The organism is Vandammella animalimorsus (assembly GCF_002288875.1).
Taxonomy (GTDB): Bacteria; Pseudomonadota; Gammaproteobacteria; order Burkholderiales; family Burkholderiaceae_C; genus Lampropedia; species Lampropedia animalimorsus.
Window position 1 is genome coordinate 31,705 of the sequence record NZ_NTBH01000003.1, and the last position, 18,011, is coordinate 49,715.

Genomic DNA, 18,011 nt, shown 5'->3' on the forward strand with positions numbered 1-18,011 from the left:
GCTCCAAAACAACACGGCCACCTCTTACAAAGGTGGCCGTGAAGGCAGTCAAATTTTGCAGGCTTGGCCCTGCAACATCAAACCTTGAATTGTTCGCGATCCAGCCCTTGAATCCAGCGGGGCGGCTTGCCGCGGCCTGTCCAGGTTTCCCCTGTGGCTTTGTTCATGTATTTGATGGCTACTTTCTTGGCGGCTCCTGGCTGGCGGTTAGCCTTGCTGTTGCCGAACACATCCGCCACACTCAAATCATTTTTTTGCACAATGGCGCGCACCTGTTCAATGGCTTGGGCGCGCTCTTGCTCACGAATTTTTTGAATGCGTTGCTCCAATTCTTCGCGCTGTTGAAGGAGTGCGGTTAATTCAGACATCAGGAATCTCCACTAAGTTTAAGAATGAGAGGTTAATCAGTTATTGAGCGATTGTATCGCAAAGCGGAGGTTGTTTAAATGACTTGTCAGGCGGCAAGTCTGCGCTGTTCGCACGGCGTTGCCTTTGAGCGCAGAATTTTCATTCACAACACGCACTGGTCGTAAAACATCTTTGAATTTTCTAGGCTGTTTGGTAAAGGTGGGTGCTTTTAGAGCCTGTTCAAAATCTTTGCGCGGCGGTCAAGAGAGCGGATTTGGGCAGCTCTGCTGCGTTGCAAAGCCTCTCCATGGCCCCAGCTATGGCTGCGTTTTGCGCCTTGCAGCCCATCCCAAACCGCTTCTTGCCCACCCGCGCCGAGATTTTGAACAGGCTCTTAGGGTTGCTGGGCGCCTACAGCTCGGAAAGTCAAAAAAACTTCCACGCCAGCGTTGCTTGGCTGCTGTGCTTTGCATTCCATTTGAAGAGGCTTGTTGCCCACTTGTCCAAGAAATTGAACAGCCCTTGGGAGATCCTGAATATAAATTTTCTTTCAATGTTGCCTTGTCGGGTGCAGATCAAGAGCAGATTGAATTGGTTGCAGCCTTGTCATTGATCTGTCACAAATTAAGCAAGGCAAGGGCATGAGCATTCAGGTGTGCTGCCTCTTCAGCTGAAGGCCAGGTTTTGTGCAGCATTAAAACCTGGCCATGGCGCAGCAAAGTCGCAGGCGGAGCGCCTCGCGCTTGTGCCTAGGGCAGAGAAGCAGAGCAGGGACGGAGCCCTTACCCAGGGCGTGGGTATGGCCCGTGGCGATTGGTGCAAGATCGATAGCATTATAATGAAGCGAATCGTTGCTATTCTTATTTTAGATCCTGGTCTTTTCGTTCGCAGGCATGTTGCTTGCAGGGGGGTAGGGTCTTTGGGAGAACAGGCCAGAAACAGTGCCCCGGCTCTGGCTTGAGCACGGGATGCGCGGCGCGGTTTTAACCGCGCCGTTTTTGCGGCCTGGGCCGGGCGGGCAGGCGTGTTGCTTGCGGCAAACCGCGCCATGGGATGGAGGCGCGGTTGCGCACCGTGTTGTTTTTTTGCACCACGCGCATGCCCTTTTGCGTAATGCTGGGCAAGCGAAGATTTTTTTCTCACTGAGGAGTTTTATGTCCGCGCTGAAAAGCACCCCTTTGTTTCGTCTGAGTGTTTTGCAGGTGGCGTTGTTGGCGGGTTTTGCCCATGCTCAGCAGCCGTCTGATGCATCGAAGAAGGATGCGGAATTGCCTGCCGTGCAGGTGCAGGGCCAGGCCCCCACGGCTGAGCCTGTAGAGGATTGGCGTGCTCAGGAGCGCAGCACCGACACCGACCTGAAGGAGGTGCTGGCCGACCAGGCGGCGGTGCAGTTTGGCGGCGGCAATGGAGTGTCGCAGTGGGTCACGATCCGTGGCATGGGGCAGGATCAGATCGACTACGTGGTCGATGATGCCTCCAGCGATGCGCAGATCTTCCACCACCAGGGCCGCTTCATGATGGATCCGGCGCTGGTGAAGATCATCGGCATCGAGAAGGGCACGGGCTCGGCCAGCTCGGGCATTGGTGCCACCAGCGGCAAGATCGAGGCCACTACGGTCGATGCACTGGATTTGTTGCGCGATGGCCAGGACGTGGGCTTTCGCGTCAATGGCGGCATCAACACCAACAAGGGCCGCAACGGCGGGCTGTCCGTCTATGGCCGCAGCGGCAATTTCGATGGCCTGTTCGTAGGCAACCGCGTCGATGACCAGAACTACAAGGACGGCAGCGGCCGCGAGATCGGCAACAGCGCGCTCGATGGACGCAGCTTCATGGCCAAGGCCGGGGTGAATTTCAGTGACGACCTGCGTCTGACGCTGAGCCACCGTCGCGAGCAGGAGTCGGGTTTGCGCAATCTGCGCGAGGAGTTTTTCTTCGACACCGCCAACGACGATCCTGCACACCGCCGCCGCACGGTGGACACCACCACAGCGGCGTTGCGTGGCGGCCAGCTGGGCTTCATCGACACCCTAGATTTGAATGCCTCGATGATCCGCTCCGAGCAAAAAAGTGGCGCTGGCCGGCGCCTGCAGGCCTCGACGGCGAACATCGACACCAATGCCGGCAACCTGCGCCTGAGCAGCCGCCTGGGCGCGCACCGCATCAAGTACGGCGTGAACCTGCGCCAGCAGCAGGCTGACTCCACGGGCTCCAAGGCCGCGGGGCTGGGCAAGCAAGAGAAAACCGACGCCGGCTTGTACGTCGAAGGCATCTGGAGCTGGCACCCCATCACGCTGACCACCGGCCTGCGCTATGACCGCTTCAGCCTCAAGTCCAACGAAGGCGCCAAGCATTCGGATGGCAACGTCAACCCCAGCGTCGGCCTGATCTGGGATGCCACCGACACCCTGTCCTTCAACATCAGCCACAACCGCGCCAGCCGCAGCCCGCGTTTTTACGAGGCCCTGCTGGCCAGCACGCCTGTGCGCTACGACCGCGATCTGAAGGCCGAGCGCTCGCAGAATTCGGAAATTGGTTTTGACTGGGTCGATGGCGGACTGGCTGTTTCCGGCAGCTATTTCCAGCAGAAGATCCGCGATCTGCAGAACTTTGCCGGCATGAACTGTGTGGAGCGGGTTTGCGAATACCGGCTGGTGCGCAACAACGGCGAACTGACCAACCGCGGCTACGAGCTCAACAGCAGCTACCGCTGGCGCGATCTGACGGCCCGCCTGGGCGTGGCGCACAGCAAGCCCAAGCTCAACGGTGCGACCTACGATTCGGTGGCCACGGCCATCCCGATGGGCCGCCAGTGGACCACCGGCTTGAGCTACCACTACCGCCCCTTCAACCTGGAGCTGGGCTGGCGCGGTCGCTATGCGCAAAAGGGCAGCTACATCAACGCCACCCGTGGCAGTGGCACGCCCGTCTCGCGCAGCGGCTACGGCGTGCACGACCTGCACGCCACCTGGATGCCGCTGGGCAAGGACACGCTGCACGTCAACTTCGCCGTGCACAACGTGGCCGACAAGCTCTACCGCAACCACAGCCAGCGTTCGGGCAACAACGCCTTGCCCGAGCCAGGCCGCGAATTCCGCCTGAGCGTCAACTACCGCTACTGATCACTCTCGCTGCGCTCAGCGCGCGAGTGCGCGGCCAGGTTTGATCGCCTCTGCCGCGCCCCGCGTGCTCTCCCGCCCCCACAGCCACGGCCCTGCCGTGGCTTTTTCATGGCCTCGGCAGCAGAGCTCACCACCACAGCAGCGCCACGCAAAACAGTGCCAGCACCGATACCGAGGGCAGCGCCGCCAGCAGCACCAGGCGCTGCACCCAGGCGCGCTGGCCGGCAGCCTCTGGCGGGCACAGCTGCACGGCCATCTCCACCTTCGCCGGGGAGGCCATGAGCAGCAGTGCCGCGCTGACGTTGTGCGCCGCCATGAAGGGCAGCAGCGGCAGGCCCATTTGCAGCGCGATGCGCGCCTGAGTGTCGGCCAGCATGGCATTGGCGCCGGTGTTGGAGCCGGTGTTGGAGCCGGTGACGAAGCCGCCCAGCGCACCGACGAACGGCGCTGCCAGCGCATATCCGTGGCCCAGTCCGGCCAACGCCTGCGCCAGGCGGGCGGCCATGCCCGAAAGCGCCATCACCAGCCCCAGCAGGATGTAGCACACCGCCACCGCAGCCACCAGGGCCCAGCCGTGCAGCACGCGGGCCTGCAGGCCGCGCCACTGCAGTGCTGGAAGGGGCGTGCTGCCGCGCTGCACGCGCCAGGCCGTCAGCGCCGTGGCCAGCCAAAGCCACAGCGCGGGCGATGCCAACGCCATCCAGGCGCTGCCCGCCAGCCCGGCGGCGCGCAGGCCCTGCGCGGCCAGCAGCAGCCCACCCAGCAGCAGCGCATAGGCCTGCAGAGCCAGCAAGGCTGCCTGCGGCAGCGGCGGCCAGGCGCCGCGTTGGCGCATCAGGTGCAGCAGCATCACCAGCAAGGCCCCCAGTGCCCCAGCTGGCGCCGTGCCGGCCAGCCGGTTGCAGGCCCACACGGCCAGCCACAACGCCAGTGCCGAGGCCGTGGCCAGCCCCAGCGCACGGCCGCGCTGCCCCGGTTGCCCGGCCAGCCAGGCCGCGCCCCAGCCCGCCACCAGAAAGGGTGGCAGGCTCAGCCAGGCCGAGGCCTCGCCCAGTGCCTGAAAAGGCAGCTCGGCCATGCGTGCAGCAATCAGCGTGCCCGGCCCCATCGAGCCCCAGGGTACGGCGCACAGCCCCAGCAGGCCCACCAGCGCCGCGCGCGCTGGCGCCAGGCCCAGGTGCAGCAGCAGCGGAATACCCACCGTCACGCCAATGCCAAAGCCGGTGACCGACTCGGCAAATGGCGTCGCCCCATGCACCACCAGCAGCGCCGCCCCCACGCCCTGTCCGGCGCGCTGGCGCAGCCAGCCGGCCAGGGCCGCCTGCGCGCCGCTGGCTTGCAGCAGCTGGCTCAGCGCCAGGCCGCCGCCGATGATGCCCGCCACCTCCAGCACCACTGGCAGCCAATGCCAAGCTGCTGATGCCAGCGCTGGCGTGCCCGGCAGGCTGCCGCCCGTCAGGGGCTGGGTCGCCGCCAGGGCCAGCGCCACAGCCAGCCCCAGCAGGGCTGCGCGCAATGACGGCCAGCCGCGCAATAAGGCGCCCAGCACCGCAAGAACGGGTAAAAATGCCGCCAGGGACCACATGACATGCACTCCTGAAATTCCTTATCTGCAATTTTAGTTTCCGATAAGAAATTAAAAAACATGGCAAATACCCTGATGAACCCCTTGCCCGGCGAGCCTCAGGAGCCCCAGCCAGGGCCTGGCCGACACGACGCCGCCTTCGGCGCGGCCGTGCGCGCGCGCCGCGCAGAGATCGGCATCACCCTGGAGCAACTGGCCGAGGCCACCGGCATCTCGCGCAGCGCGCTCTCGCGCATCGAGCGCGGCGCCCTGGCCACCAGCCTGAACTACGGCCTGGCCATCGCCCAGGCGCTGGGGCGCGAGCTGCCCGAGCTGCTGGGCCAGGCTGGGTCGGTCGGCCACCACATCACGCGTGCGGCCGATGGGGTGCGTTACGTCGATCCGGCCACGGGTGTGCAGCGCCAGGCGCTGGCGCGCCCGGCCCCGGGGGTGGAATGGGTGGCCTACACGCTGCCCGTGGGCGCGCAGACCGGCACCTTCGCACCCCATGGCCCGGGCACGCGCGAGACCTTCCATGTCGTCTCGGGCACGGTGGAGATTGAGCTGGATGGCCAGGCCGTTCGCCTGGGCCCGGGCGACACCGCCACGTTGCGCGCGGACGTGGCGCACCGCTTTCGCAACACCGGGCGCAGCGCGGCGCGCGTCATGCTGATCGTGGCCGAGCCCAGGGCCTGTTGAGGTTTAGGGGTTGTTGAGATTTAGTCTTGCGGCGGTGTTTTCGGTCAAAACTCCACAGCTGCCGCGTTTTCGCCTTGCATCTGCGGCTTTTGCCTCGAAAAACTGCTTTGTGCCCACTTGCACCGAAACTTTGAACAGGCGCTCAATGACAGCAAAACCTGAACGACCTAGACCCAGTGCCCTCTTGGCAGCGGTGTTGCACGATGGGCACGGCATTGCCGAGCCTGTGCTCAAAGCCTTTGTGCAACGCTTGCAGGCTCGTGGCGTCCGTGTGCGTGGCTTGCTTCAGGACAGCGTCGTGCAGGCTGACACGGCTGCTGATGGCAGCAGCATTTGCCAGCGCCACATGGAATTGGTGGATGTGCAAGGTGGCCAGCGTTATCTGATCTCTCAGGTGCTGGGCAAGGGGTCGCAAGCCTGCTGTCTGGATGCAGCAGGGGTGGCTGCAGCCAGCGTCGTGCTGCGTCGCGCCCTGCATGAGCAGCCCGATCTGATCGTGGCCAACCGCTTTGGCAAGATTGAGATCGAAGGCTCCGGCTTGCGCCAGGAAATTGCTGCCGCTGCTGCTGCTGGCATTCCATTGCTCACGGCCGTGGATCAGCGTTTTTTGCCCGAGTGGCAGGCTTTTTGCGGTGGTATGGGCATGCAGCTTCCGCCCGACGTGCAAGCCTTGGAGCAGTGGTGGCAACACCTGCCCTGAGTATCTCGTTCAAGGCCGCTGCATAACACGCTCTAAGCGGCAATGGGCCCGACGCCATCATGGCGCAGGGCTGGGCGGTTCGGTGCGCACCATTTTGTCGAAGGCCTTGTCCACCACTTCGGTGTGGCGCACGCGCTCCTTGTCGCGTGGCGCGGCTTTGGCGTTGAGGATGTCGAGCTGCTCCTGGATGGCGGCGGCGATTTGCAGCATGACGCGGTGCAGGCCCAGCTGCTGGCGGCGGCTGTTGGCCAGGTGGTCTTGCACGGGTTGCAGGGCGCTGGCCACCAGGTGGCCCAGCTCGCGCGCGGCCAGCAGGCGGCTGGTTTGTTCGGCCAGGTCTTTTTCTGCCTGGCTTGGGCTGGCGGCGTCAGCCTGTGCGGCAGGCGGCTGCGCGGCGGCCAGTTGTTGCAGGCTGGCCAGCAGTTCGGCCCAGGGGGCGGCGGGCTGGTTGGCGCTGGCTTCGGCCTGGGCGCGGGTGGCGCGCACCAGGTCGATGAGTTGGGCGACGATTTGCCCGCCGGTGTCGGCATCGGCGCCGCCCATGGCTTGCGTGCGCTGGTAGTTGAGCTGGATTTCGCGCCAGCGCGCCTGCTGCGCTTGGCTCATGTGGCCGCGCAGCTCGGCGAGCTTGAGCAGGTTTTCCTCTGCGCCGGTGGTCAGCAGCTGCGCTTCGCCCAGGTAGTGGTCGTCCAGCAGTTGCTGCATTTCGGCTTCGTTCATGACGCTGGTGATTTTCTCGGCCAGCTTGTTCATGTTGCGGTAGGAGCCTTGCAGCTTGAAGGGCGGCTCGGTGCGGTTGGCGTCGGCCTGGGCGGCGCTGGCGATGTATTGCTGGTTGACGCGGTAGACGATTTCGCGCACAGCCAGCATGCGCTGGAGCACGGCGTCGATCTCGCGCAGCTCGGCGGCGCTGTAGTCGTGGCTGAGGTCGCCGGCGGAGAATTCCCGGCCCTGCGCCTTGCCGATGAGCAGGTACAGGTCCTTGAGATCGCGCGTGGCCAGCGGCGCCAGGGTGGGGTTGCTGGTCAGGCTGTTTTCGATGTAGCTGAGCTTGAAGGTCTCCTCCATGCCGCCGAGCACGTCGCCCAGGTTGTAGACGTCGGCGCGGTTGGCCAGCATGTCGGGGATCTTGAAGACCTCGCCCGATTCGGTGTAGGGGTTGCCGGCCATGACGATGCAGAACTTCTTGCCGCGCATGTCGTAGGTCTTGGTGCGCCCGCGCCAGACGCCCTCGATGCGGCGCGTGCCGTCCGACAGCGAGATAAAGCGCTGTAAAAACTCCGGGTGGGTGTGCTGGATGTCGTCGATGTAGAGCATGACGTTGTTGCCCATCTCCAGCGCGAGGTTGAGCTTTTCCAGCTCTTGGCGGCTGGTGGCGTCGGGCGCCTGGGCGGGGTCGATGCTGCGCACTTCGTGGCCCAGCGCCGGGCCGTTGATCTTCATGAAGATCAGCCCCAGGCGGCTGGCGACGTATTCCATCAGCGTGGTTTTGCCGTAGCCGGGTGGGGAGATCATCATCAGCAGGCCCATCAGATCGGTGCGCTTGTGCTCGCCCACGGTGCCCATTTGCTTGGCCAGGTTGTCGCCGATGACGCTCAGGTACACGTCGTTGATGAGCTTGTTGCGCACGAAGCTGGCCAGCGGCCGGGGCTTGAACTCGTCCAGCCGCATGGCCGCGCGCTGCTCGGCCAGGATGTCCTGACGCAACTGCTGGTAGCGGCGCAGGCCGGGCACGAAGTGGTTGGTGTGCCAGTGGGCGCGGCGCGCGAAGTCGTCCACGCCCAGCTCCAGCGCGCCATCGTGGATGCGCGGGTGCTGGCCCAGCAGGCCGGTGACGGTGGTGCGCAGCGGCACGTGCAGCACCTCGTGCGCCGTGCCTTCGTGCAGCAGGGCCAGGGCGGCGGCTTCGGGCACGTAGTCCAGCGCGGCCTGGGCGTTCTTGGCGGATGTGCTGGCCTCGGCCTGGGCGATGGCGCTCAGCCACTGGACGGCCAGGGCAAAGCGCACGGCCAGCGGCTGCTCGGCATCGTGCAGGGTGGCGTGCAGCTCGGCCCAGCGGCCCTGGGGTTGCAGGCGCTCTTGCAGGCTGTGCAGCAAGGCTGCCGCCTGGCTGGAGAAGTGCAGCCGCGCCGCGCCGCCGCTGGCGGGGCCGGCCAGCTCCTCGGCCAGATAGGCCGCGGCCTGGGCGGCCAGGGATTGCAGGGCGGTATTGCTGTGCTGTGGCCTGGGCTGGGTCGGATCGTCCAAGTCGGCTTGGGCGGCCAGGTCGGCCGGCGCAAACACGGCTTCGAGCTGCTGGCTGCGCGCAAAGGCCAGCAGGGCCTGGGCCATTTCCTGCTCCAGTGCGGTGCGCGCCTGGGCGCTGCCCAGCAGTTGCTGCATGGCGGCGGCGCCCTGGGCGCGGCTGGGCCAATGGCGCGCTTGGGCGGCCAGTTTGAAGCCCGGCTCCGCGCCGCCATCCAGGCCCGCACTCAGGCTGCTCCACAGCAGCACGGCCAGGGCGCGGGCGCGGGCGTCGTGCGCCAGCACGCCGGCCTGCTCCTGCAGCGGCAGCAGCGCTTGCAGGATGAGGGCGGCATCGTGATCGTGGATGCCGCGCTCATAGCCTTCGCGGTAGCGCGGCGCGGCAAATTCGCGCACGGCGCGCACCAGCTCCTCGGGCTTGGGCAGCAAGGCCATGAGCTGGTCGCGGCTGGGGGCGGCGGCGCCGGCTTCTCCGCTTGGCTCGCCGCCTTCGCCGCCCTGGCTGGCGGTGCCTGTGGTGCCCACTGCTCCCACCCCTGTTTGGCGCGCTGCTTGCAGCATTTGCAGGGCCAGGTATTCAGCGCGGCTCAATTGGGGCGATTCGGATTCGAGCGAGACGTCCCAGAACGGGCGCAGCGCGGCCAGCTCGGGCGCGTGCAGCGGCTCCATGAAGTCCGTGCCCGTCAGGTGCAGATGCAGCGTGTCGCCGCGCGGCATCAGCGTCAAATCCAGCGCCTGGGTGTTGACGGAAAAGCGGTGCCGGCCCAGGCGGATGACGCTGCCGTCGCCTTCGAACAAATCGCTCTTGTCGCGCAGTGCGCGCAGGGCCTGGTCGCGGATGCCTTTGAGGCGCGCCTCGATGTCGTCGGCCTTGACGTGGTCGTGCAGCGCGCGCAGGCGCTCGGCCAGCTCGCGCAGCTTGAGGATCAGCGCATCGCCGGCGAAGAAGGCGTTGAGCGCGTCCTGCCCGTCCATGCGCTCGGTGCGGCGCGGCAGCCCTTCCAGAATGCGCAGCGCAGCGTCGAACACGCCCTGGGCGCGGCGTTGGCGATCGTCCAGCAGGGCCTGTTTGTGGGTTTCGAAAGTCTCCAGCAGCTCCTCGCGCTTGGCGATGATGTCGGTCAGGAACTGCTCGTGCTCGCCGTACTGGCTCTCCAGCTCTTCGAGCTGCACCAGCAGGCGGGCCAGTTGCTCGTCGCATTTTTCCGGGTCGGTGGCCAGGGCCAGGGCGCTGGCGATGCTTTGGCCAAACAGCGCGAACTGCGCGCCGAACTGCGCCACCTGCTCGGCCGCGCCCATGCCGCGCTTTTTCTGCTCGGTGCGGGCGCGGCTTTGGTTGAGCGCGGCGTAAATCTCGGAGATGCCCTGCACGATGCGGGTGCGCTGCGTGGGGTCGTCCACGCGCAGCACGGCCATCAGCTCGGAGAGCGTGTCCAGCTCGGCCGACATGGCCTGCATGGCCGCCAGCGGCTCTTGCAGCTGGGGTGTGGTCTGGGCCTTGGCGACCTGCTCATCCAGCTGCTTGAGCCCCTCGGTGTAGGGGGCCAGGGCCTCGTCGCTGGCGAGGAATTCGGCCGTGCGCTGGGCCGTCTCGGCGTGGGCGGCGTCCAGCTCGGCTTGCAGGGCATCCACGGCGGCGGCATCGACGTAGCGCAGCTCGCGCACGCTCATCAACCGCCCGCGCTGCGCGCCCAGGCTGGCCAAGGCCTGCACGTAATCGCGCGTGTGGCGCAAATCGCCGCGGCGGATCTCGCCCAGCAGGCTGCGCTGGCGCGTGGCGGCCTCGTTCGTCTGGCGCTGCGTGTCGCTGCGGATGCTCTCGACCTTTTCGTACTCGTCCAGCACCGCCTCACCGCTGGCGACGATCTCGTGCAGCACGCGCGGCAGCCCCGGCAGTGCGCCCTCCAGCCCCTGCTCCATCCAGTGGTAGCGCTCGAACAGGCGGCGCGAGGTGTCGATCAGCCGCCCGTAGCGGCCGCTGGATATCTCCTCGGCCTCGATCTCGCGCGTGAGGCTGTACAGCTCGGAGATGCCGCGCACCAGCTCGGCGTTGCCGATGCGCCCCAGCGGCGTGTGGCGCGCGGGCTGGCGCGCGGCGTATTCCTCAGTGGCGAACGGCGTGCGCCAGATCTGCATCGGGTGGATGCGCGTGGGCTCGTCGGACTCGGAGCTGAACAGCACCATGCGCCCGTCCTCCAGCAGCGCGTAGCCGTGGCCGATCAGCGGCGCTTGCAGCTCGCGCGCGATCAGGTTGTAGGTGAACAGCGCCACGCGCCCGCCTTCGGGCTCGTAGAACACGTAGAGCACGTCCTCGCCGTTGGGCGAGCGGTAACTGCGCTTGAAGCGCATGCCGCCCATGTCCTGACCGAAGCTGCGGCTCTCGCCGTTTTGCAGGTAGTAGCCACCGGGGAAGATGATGCCGTGGTCCTCGGGCAACTGGATGCAGGCCAGGCCGATGGCATCAATGCGCTGCACCTTCTGTGTCAGCGTGTTGTAGACCAGATAACGCCACTGCTCCTCGCGGTAGGGCAGCACCTTCAGCAGGATCAGGCTGCCCACGCGGGCGTATTCCAGCTTGGCGTCGTCCAGCGACTGGGTGGAGTCCTGCACGGCCTCGCGCCAGATGCCCAGGCCATCGTTGGTGTTGTTCTCGATCTTGACCGTCAGCTCGCCGCCCAGCGTGTCGATGAACACCGTATCCAGCACATTGATGTGCGGGTGGCGGCCCTGCACCACGTCGGCCCGGCCCGCAGCAGTCCATTCGAAATCGTAGGGTGCGGGCAGGGCGATGTCGCGCTCGCCGCGGTTGTCGATGTACTGCACCTGGCGGCCATCGGGCGAGATGGACCAGCGAAACACCCGCACGTCCGAGAGTCGCTCGCCAATCTGAAACGCCGCCAGCAGCTTGCCGTCCTTGACGCGCAATTGCAGCAGCCGCGCGCCCTTGTAGTAGGTGTAGAGCTCGCGGAAGTCCTGCACAAAGCTCTGCTGGCCCAGAAAAGTCTGCGCCGCATCGACCGGCACCACGTCGTAGCCCGCGCCGCCTTCGCTGCCATCACCGGCAGAACCCGCCGCGCCTTCGTGCAGGCGATAGACGGCGAACACATCCTCAACGCGCGTCTCCTGCTTGATGCCCAGGAACACGTTGTAGCCAAACACCATCAGCTCGCCCAGCTGCACGATGTCGCGCCCCACGCAGTTGTGCTCGGTGCGCACCCGCACGCGGCCCAGCAGGCCCATCTGGCTGGCGCCAAACTCGGCCAGGCGCTGCGCGTTCAAGTCCGCCGCCAGCGCCTGCAAGCTGGCGCCCTGCTCGGCCAGGCGCTTGCGCAAAACCTCATACGCGCCGCCGCTGGCGACGGCCTGGTCCACGGCGTGGTCGGCGTTGGCTGCTGCGGACTGCTGGGGCTGCTGTTGTTGTGTGGTCATGCCTGGTGTTCCTTGCGGCGGATGCGCAGATTCCGGGTATTGGTTCAGTGGTGGCCCGGCGCAGGCGCAAGCCATGCCTGCGCTCTTCGCGCTGCCTGGTTCGGGCGCTCAGCGCGCCTTGACTCAGCGCGCCTTGACGTAGCGGCAGTTGGGGATGGCAGTGGCGATGAAGTCGAAGTCGGCCGAAGTGCAGTCCCAGCCGCGGATCATGCCCTGCTCGGGCACGGCGTCCGGAATCAGCAGCACCTGGCCGTCCAGATCGATGCCGGCGATGGGCTGCAGCACGATCACGCCGCCGGGGCGCAGCTGCACCGAGGCCAGCAGATTGCTGGGCGTGTAGTCCGTATCAATGCTCAGCTGGCGCAGCTCGGTGGGCAGCTCGCTATGTTCGGCCAGGTATTCGGCGATGGCCACGCGCACGCCAGCAGCAGAGCTCACCACCTGGCGCAGGCGCTCCATGCGGCGGGTCTGGGCCACGGCCTGCTCCAGGCGTTGCTGGTGCTCTTGCTTCATGTGCTCGGCGGTCTCGCGCGCCACGTTGCGGGCGATGTCGCGCTGGGGCCGGCCGATGGTGAAGTCATAGACTGCCACGGCCAGCGCCGCCGTCGCCACGGCGATGAGCACCACGGCCCAGATGGGCAGGCTGCGCGCCTGGGCTGGGCGTTGCACAGGGCGCGGGCGTGCCGTGCGGGCTTCGGGCGGGGCGCTTTGCGCGCGCTCTGGGCGTTGGCCTGCCGCGCCCGGTGGCGTATGGCGGCGTGTGGGCTCGCTGGGCATGGCCGCTCCCTTCAGGCGTCAGCGCCAGGGGCCCGGCCTGGCTGGCTGACCGGGGGCGTGGCCGGCTGTGCCTGGGTCAAGGCCTTGAGCAAGTCGCCGGAGGGGGCGCCGCCGCCGGTGAACTTTTGCAGCAGGTCGTGGATGATGGGGCTTTTGCCCGCCGCGCCTTCGAGGAATTTGCCCATGGACAGGCCGCTGGCGAATTTGTCGAAGAACGCGCCTTCGCCGCCAACAATGTCGATGTTGGCCTTGGACAGCGCCGAGGACAGCACCTCGGCCTGCTCGCGCGCGATGTGCTTGCTGGCCTCGATGCCGGCAATGGCCTGCTCGAAGCTCTTTTCCAGTTGCATGCGGAACTCCTCGTGCGCGCGGGCGGTGTCGCCCAGTTGGCCCAGGGTGGCGAATTTCTCGGCCAGGCCCTTGGCTTCGGCCATGAGTTTTTCCAGCAGCACAGCGGCCTCGGCATTGCCCACTTCGCTGGTGACCTTGGCGCGCGCCAGGCCTTGCTCCTGCTCGCCCTTGGCGATGGCGATGAGCTTTTCGGCCTCCACCTTGGCTTCGGCCAGGCCTTGCTTCTCGATGGCATCGGCGGTGGCGTCGATAACGCGCGCCTCGGCCAGGCCTTTTTCCTCCAGGCCCTTGGCCTCGGCCATGAGCTGCTCGGCAGTGACCTTGGCTTGCGCCAGGCCTTCTTTTTCCAGCGCGGCGGCGGCCACTTCGCGCACGCGGGCATCGGCCAGGCCGGGGGCGGCGCGCTCGGCCTGCACGCCTTCGGCCAGGCGCTTCTTGGCCTCGGCCTGTTGCGTGGCCGCTTCCAGCTCGGCCTGGGCGACGACGGTGATTTCCACGGCCTTGTGGCGCGAGGCGGCCTCGTCGGCCTCGGCTTTTTTCACCTGCTTGACCAGGGCCTCTTCGGCTTCGGCCTGGGCTTGCAGCACGGCCACTTGCTTGAGGCGGTCGGCCTCGGAGACCTGGCGCACTTCCTTGATGCGCTCTTCTTCCTGGGCGACGGTTTTCTCCACCGCCACGCGCTCGCGCACGACGTTGGCGATGTGGGCTTTTTCCACTTCCAGGGCTTTTTCCTTCTCGATGCGTTGCAGTTCGACTTCGCGCTCGCGCGAGACGATTTCCAGATCGCGCGCGCGGGTGACTTTTTCCGCCTCGATGACCACGGCCCTCTGACGGTTTTGCTGGGCCACTTCCACTTCGCGCAGGCGGTTTTCCTCGCGGATGTCCACCTGCTCCTGCGTGGCGATGCGGGCCTGCTCGGCCTTGAGGCGCTCTTCTTCCTGCACCTTGCGGGTTTCGGCATCCTCGCGCGCCTGGATGGTGGCGATTTCGCGCTTTTGGCGCGCCTCGGCGTCGGCCTGTTGGCGCTCCAGCGCCAGCAGGGCCTCCTTGGTTTCGACATTCTTCTTGGTGATGGCCATTTCCTCGTTGCGCTCGAGTTCGTTGGTCACCACGTTTTGCGCCGCCGTCAGCTCGGTGATCTTGCGGATGCCTTCGGCGTCCAGGATGTTGTTGGGGTCCAGCGCGGCCTTGGGGGTTTGCTCCAGGTAGTCGATGGCCACGTCTTCGAGCGCGTAGCCGTTGAGGTCTTCGCCGATCACTTGCACGATGCGGTCGCGGAACTCCTGGCGGTTCTCGAACAGTTTGACGAACTCGATTTGCTTGCCCACGGTCTTGAGCGCCTCGGAGAACTTGGCGTTGAACAGCTCGTTGACGGCGGCCTTGTCCGAGGCGCGATCGACGCCGATGGACTTGGCGACCTTGAGCACATCCTCGGGCGTTTCATTGACGCGCAGGTAAAAGGCCACGGTGATGTCGGCGCGCATGTTGTCCTTGCAGATCAGCCCTTCCTTGCCGCGGCGGTCCACCTCCAGCGTGATGAGGGAGATCTTCATGAACTCCTTTTTGTGGATCACCGGATAGACCAGGCCGCCGGTGAATTTGACCTTGGGCGTGGAGCTCATGTCGTTGATGATCAGCGCCGTGCCCTGCGGCACTTTGACGTAGAAGGCTTTGAACATCGCCAGCAAGGCGACGACGATGACGACGACGACGCCAATGCCCAGCAGCAGGGGCATGATCCAGGCCAAGTTCATCGGTGTTCTCCCAAGGGTGTGTGTGAAAGGAAAGGGATGTGCAGTGGCGCGGGTTTTATGGCAGCGCGCCGGTGTTGAATTCTTCTTCGGAAACGACGCGCCAGGCGCGCTGCTCGGGCAGCGGCTCGATCAGCACCACGCGGCTGCCGCGCGGCAGCTCATCGCCGTGGGTGCGGATTTGCAGCACCAGGCCCGCGCCGCCATCGTCCACGGCGGCATAACCGCTTTGGGCGTTGACGCTGGCGCTGCGCACCACGCCCACGCGGCCGAGCAGGGTTTTGGGTTCTTCCTGCGGGATCTTGCGCAGCAGGGCGCGCACGGGCTTGAGCGCCAGGCTGGTCAGCGCAATGGCGGCCAGGCTGGCGGCGGCAAACACCGCTGCGCCCAGCGCGAAATGCACGGCAGGGTGGCCCAGCAGCGGCAGCGCAATCAAAACGGCAAAGTAGCTGGCCAGCCAGCCAAAGAGCACGATGAGGCTGAGGATGACGGTCAGCGGCACGCCGCCCAGCCCCAGGCGCGAGAGCAGGCCGGCCAGCGCGCCGGCATCGGCGCCGTCCAGCCCGTCGGCGTCGAAGAACAGGCTGTCGAGCACTTCGGTCTCCAGCAGGCCCAGGGCCACGACCAGCCAATACAGCACGACCACGGCCAGCAGAACGCTGAAAACCACGGTGGGAAAGCCAGTGACGATCTGCAAAAAGCTGTGCATGCGAACCTCTTGGGCGGGAGCTGTGTGGGACGGCAGGTGGGCGCACCGCGCGGCCATGCCGCTGGCGCGGACACAAGGCTGGGATTTTCGCGCGCTTTGGGCGCTAAGGGCCGGGGGCAAGGCCCCCGACAGGGCCTGGTTCAATCGTTTTGGCTGGCAGGGCTGGCCGCCGGCTGCCCGCCGCGCTGCTGGGCCTTGAGCCGCGCCAGCACGCTGCTGGCGCTGTGCGCGTCGGGGCTGATGCCAGCCTGGCGCAGGCGGGCATCGAGAGCGTCTTCGGCGTTTTCCTGGGCCAGCTCTGCGGCTGCCTGCAGCCGCGCGCCGCGCTCGGCCTGTTTTTGCTTGATGCGCTCCAGCGAATCCAGCGCGGTTTGCACGCGCGACTGCCCGCCGCTGTAGCGTTCGGCCACGGTGGCCTGGGCGCGCTGCACGTTTTCCGTGGCCTTGACGGTGTCGGCCTGTTGTTTCAGCCGCCGGATGTGCGCCTCGGCCTGGGCAATGGCCTGGCGCAGCTGGCTGGCGCTGTGGGCGAATTGCTCGGCCTGGGCCTGCTCCTCGTCGCGCACGGTCTCCAGCGAGGCGATCTTGCCCGCCACCTCCAAGGCCAGGGCTTCGTCGCTGCCATCGAGCGCCTTGACGGCATAGCCCTCGTATTCAGCGATTTTCTTGGCGCTTTGCTCCAGCTTGCCGCGCGCCAGCTTCTCCTTGGCGATGATTTCGGCCAGCGCCTCCTTGCTCTTGCGCAGGTCGGCGTCGGCGTCGCGGATCTCCTGATCCAGAATGCGCAGCGCCTGACCATCGACCAGGGCCTGGCCGGCTTCATGGGCGCCGCCGCGCAGCGCTGTGATGAGTTTGTTCCATACCGACATGGCGGTCTCCTCCTTGCTCAGTGAAAAGGGGTTACAGGGGCGGGCCATCAACCCGCAGCCTGTTGCGCGGCCGGGCGCAGCAGCGGCTCGAAGGCCTCGGTCATCTGGATGACGTTGTCTGCCAGGGTTTCGATTTCATACAGCACGTTGGCCAGCGAGGCGGCGGCGCTGAGCGCGCCAAAGACGATGTAGCCATCTTGGCCGTCGGCAAAGCGCTCGATGGCCACCGTGGCCAGTGGGAACACCTTTTGAGCGCGCAGCACCTGCTCGTTGAAGGCGGCGCGATCTGCGATGTGCTCGATCGGCCACAGGTAGGCCTCAATCACGATCTGCCCGCCAGCAACGGCCAGAAACAGCGGCAGCTGGCCGTAATCGTGCATGGTGATCAGGATGCTGGCCTCTGCGCCTTCGAGCAGCTCCAGCGCCGCGTTGCCGCTGCGGGCCCAGTCGCTGTCCAGCAGCGCCTGGTGCAAGGCATGGATGGTCCAAGGTGTTGCCGTGTTCATGATGCCCTCCTTGATGCTTGTCTGCGCGCCGCGTGGCAGGCGCATCTGTTTTTCCAATGCCAGCAGGTCTTGCGCGTATTCGGGCAGAACCCACAGCTCCTTCTTGACCAGGCCCTTCTCGCGCAGGCGCTGACGGTGCAGGCGCTGGTAGTAGGCCGACGACTTTCTTTCCATGTGATGAATTTTATTACCATCACATGTGAAGTCAATCGAGTTTGTGCCGGGTTTGGAGGGTGTTTGATTTATTTTTTCTATCCAAGAAATGAATTTGCTCAATTTGATCTATTGCGTTGCAGGCCGTACACTTCGACCCATCATTGTTCACCTGCAAACGTAAGAGGTATTTCCATGGCAAAGGTCAACACCCCCATCAAGCCTTTCAAGGCCACCGCCTACCGCAACGGCCAGTTCGTCGACATCACCGAAAAGGACGTGCTGGGCAAGTGGGCAGTGTTTTTCTTCTACCCCGCTGACTTCACTTTCGTCTGCCCCACTGAGCTGGGTGACGTGGCCGACAAGTACGAAGAGCTGCAAAAGCTCGGCGTCGAAGTGTTCTCCGTCTCGACCGACACGCATTTCACGCACAAGGCCTGGCACGACACTTCCGACACCATCGGCAAGATCAAGTACTACATGGTGGGCGACCAGACCTTCCAACTGGCCAACAACTTTGATGTGCTGCGCGAAGGCCAGGGCTTGGCCGACCGTGCCACCTTCATCGTCGATCCGCAGGGCGTGATCCAGGCGGTGGAAATCACCGCCGAAGGCATTGGCCGCGACGCCGAAGACCTGCTGCGCAAGATCAAGGCCGCCCAGTACGTGGCCGCCCACCCGGGCGAAGTCTGCCCGGCCAAGTGGAAGGAAGGCGACAAGACTCTGGCCCCTTCGCTGGATCTGGTCGGCAAGATCTAAGCGCCTGCTCGCGCTGCGCGCCGGCGCCCT

General features: G+C 65.6%; 13 protein-coding genes. 5 read left to right on the forward strand and 8 right to left on the reverse strand.

Features of this window, described 5'->3' with window-relative positions; translation table 11 throughout:
• Positions 1-77 precede the first annotated feature (77 nt).
• Positions 78-368, reverse strand: coding sequence for an H-NS histone family protein (locus CLI93_RS05715; protein ID WP_095543135.1), 291 nt, complete (start codon positions 366-368; stop codon positions 78-80).
• Between the two features lie 124 nt (positions 369-492).
• On the opposite strand from CLI93_RS05715, the gene CLI93_RS05720 reads away from it, so the two are divergent.
• Together CLI93_RS05720 and CLI93_RS05725 are read left to right on the forward strand one after the other, a co-directional pair.
• Positions 493-993 (forward strand): hypothetical protein, encoded by a 501-nt coding sequence (locus CLI93_RS05720; protein WP_143326442.1) that lies wholly within the window; start codon positions 493-495, stop codon positions 991-993.
• 509 nt (positions 994-1,502) lie between these two features.
• Positions 1,503-3,470 carry a TonB-dependent receptor domain-containing protein gene (locus CLI93_RS05725; RefSeq protein WP_095995982.1) on the forward strand — a complete coding sequence of 656 codons (1,968 nt, stop codon included), beginning with the start codon at positions 1,503-1,505 and terminating at the stop codon, positions 3,468-3,470.
• Between the two features lie 127 nt (positions 3,471-3,597).
• On the opposite strand, the gene CLI93_RS05730 is transcribed toward CLI93_RS05725, so the two are convergent.
• A complete protein-coding gene (locus CLI93_RS05730; protein WP_095995983.1) occupies positions 3,598-5,055 on the reverse strand; it encodes an L-lactate permease in 1,458 nt (485 codons plus the stop codon).
• 60 nt (positions 5,056-5,115) lie between these two features.
• Between CLI93_RS05730 and CLI93_RS05735 the strand changes: the two genes are divergently transcribed.
• A complete protein-coding gene (locus CLI93_RS05735; protein WP_238946646.1) occupies positions 5,116-5,733 on the forward strand; it encodes a helix-turn-helix domain-containing protein in 618 nt (205 codons plus the stop codon).
• A gap of 193 nt (positions 5,734-5,926) precedes the next feature.
• Positions 5,927-6,433, forward strand: coding sequence for a DUF2478 domain-containing protein (locus CLI93_RS05740; protein ID WP_238946139.1), 507 nt, complete (start codon positions 5,927-5,929; stop codon positions 6,431-6,433).
• 57 nt (positions 6,434-6,490) lie between these two features.
• On the opposite strand, the gene CLI93_RS05745 is transcribed toward CLI93_RS05740, so the two are convergent.
• From CLI93_RS05745 to bacA, 6 genes are all read right to left on the reverse strand, one after another.
• Complete coding sequence (locus CLI93_RS05745; protein ID WP_095995985.1) at positions 6,491-12,106, reverse strand: DNA repair ATPase; 5,616 nt, start codon at positions 12,104-12,106, stop codon at positions 6,491-6,493.
• 123 nt (positions 12,107-12,229) lie between these two features.
• Positions 12,230-12,883, reverse strand: coding sequence for a pilin (locus tag CLI93_RS05750; RefSeq protein WP_095995986.1), 654 nt, complete (start codon positions 12,881-12,883; stop codon positions 12,230-12,232).
• An 11-nt stretch (positions 12,884-12,894) separates the two neighbouring features.
• The gene (locus CLI93_RS05755) at positions 12,895-14,988 is read right to left on the reverse strand and encodes a flotillin family protein (RefSeq protein WP_238946647.1); all 2,094 of its coding nucleotides are present in this window, start codon (positions 14,986-14,988) and stop codon (positions 12,895-12,897) included.
• A 55-nt stretch (positions 14,989-15,043) separates the two neighbouring features.
• Positions 15,044-15,694: an OB-fold-containig protein gene (locus CLI93_RS05760; protein ID WP_095995987.1), complete on the reverse strand. Its 651-nt coding sequence runs from the start codon at positions 15,692-15,694 to the stop codon at positions 15,044-15,046.
• A 140-nt stretch (positions 15,695-15,834) separates the two neighbouring features.
• Positions 15,835-16,563: a PspA/IM30 family protein gene (locus CLI93_RS05765; RefSeq protein ID WP_095995988.1), complete on the reverse strand. Its 729-nt coding sequence runs from the start codon at positions 16,561-16,563 to the stop codon at positions 15,835-15,837.
• A 47-nt stretch (positions 16,564-16,610) separates the two neighbouring features.
• Positions 16,611-17,243, reverse strand: a complete 633-nt coding sequence (gene bacA, locus CLI93_RS05770; protein WP_095995989.1) for a biofilm formation regulator BacA — start codon at positions 17,241-17,243, stop codon at positions 16,611-16,613.
• A gap of 174 nt (positions 17,244-17,417) precedes the next feature.
• Between bacA and ahpC the strand changes: the two genes are divergently transcribed.
• A complete protein-coding gene (gene ahpC, locus CLI93_RS05775; protein ID WP_095539922.1) occupies positions 17,418-17,981 on the forward strand; it encodes an alkyl hydroperoxide reductase subunit C in 564 nt (187 codons plus the stop codon).
• Positions 17,982-18,011 lie beyond the last annotated feature (30 nt).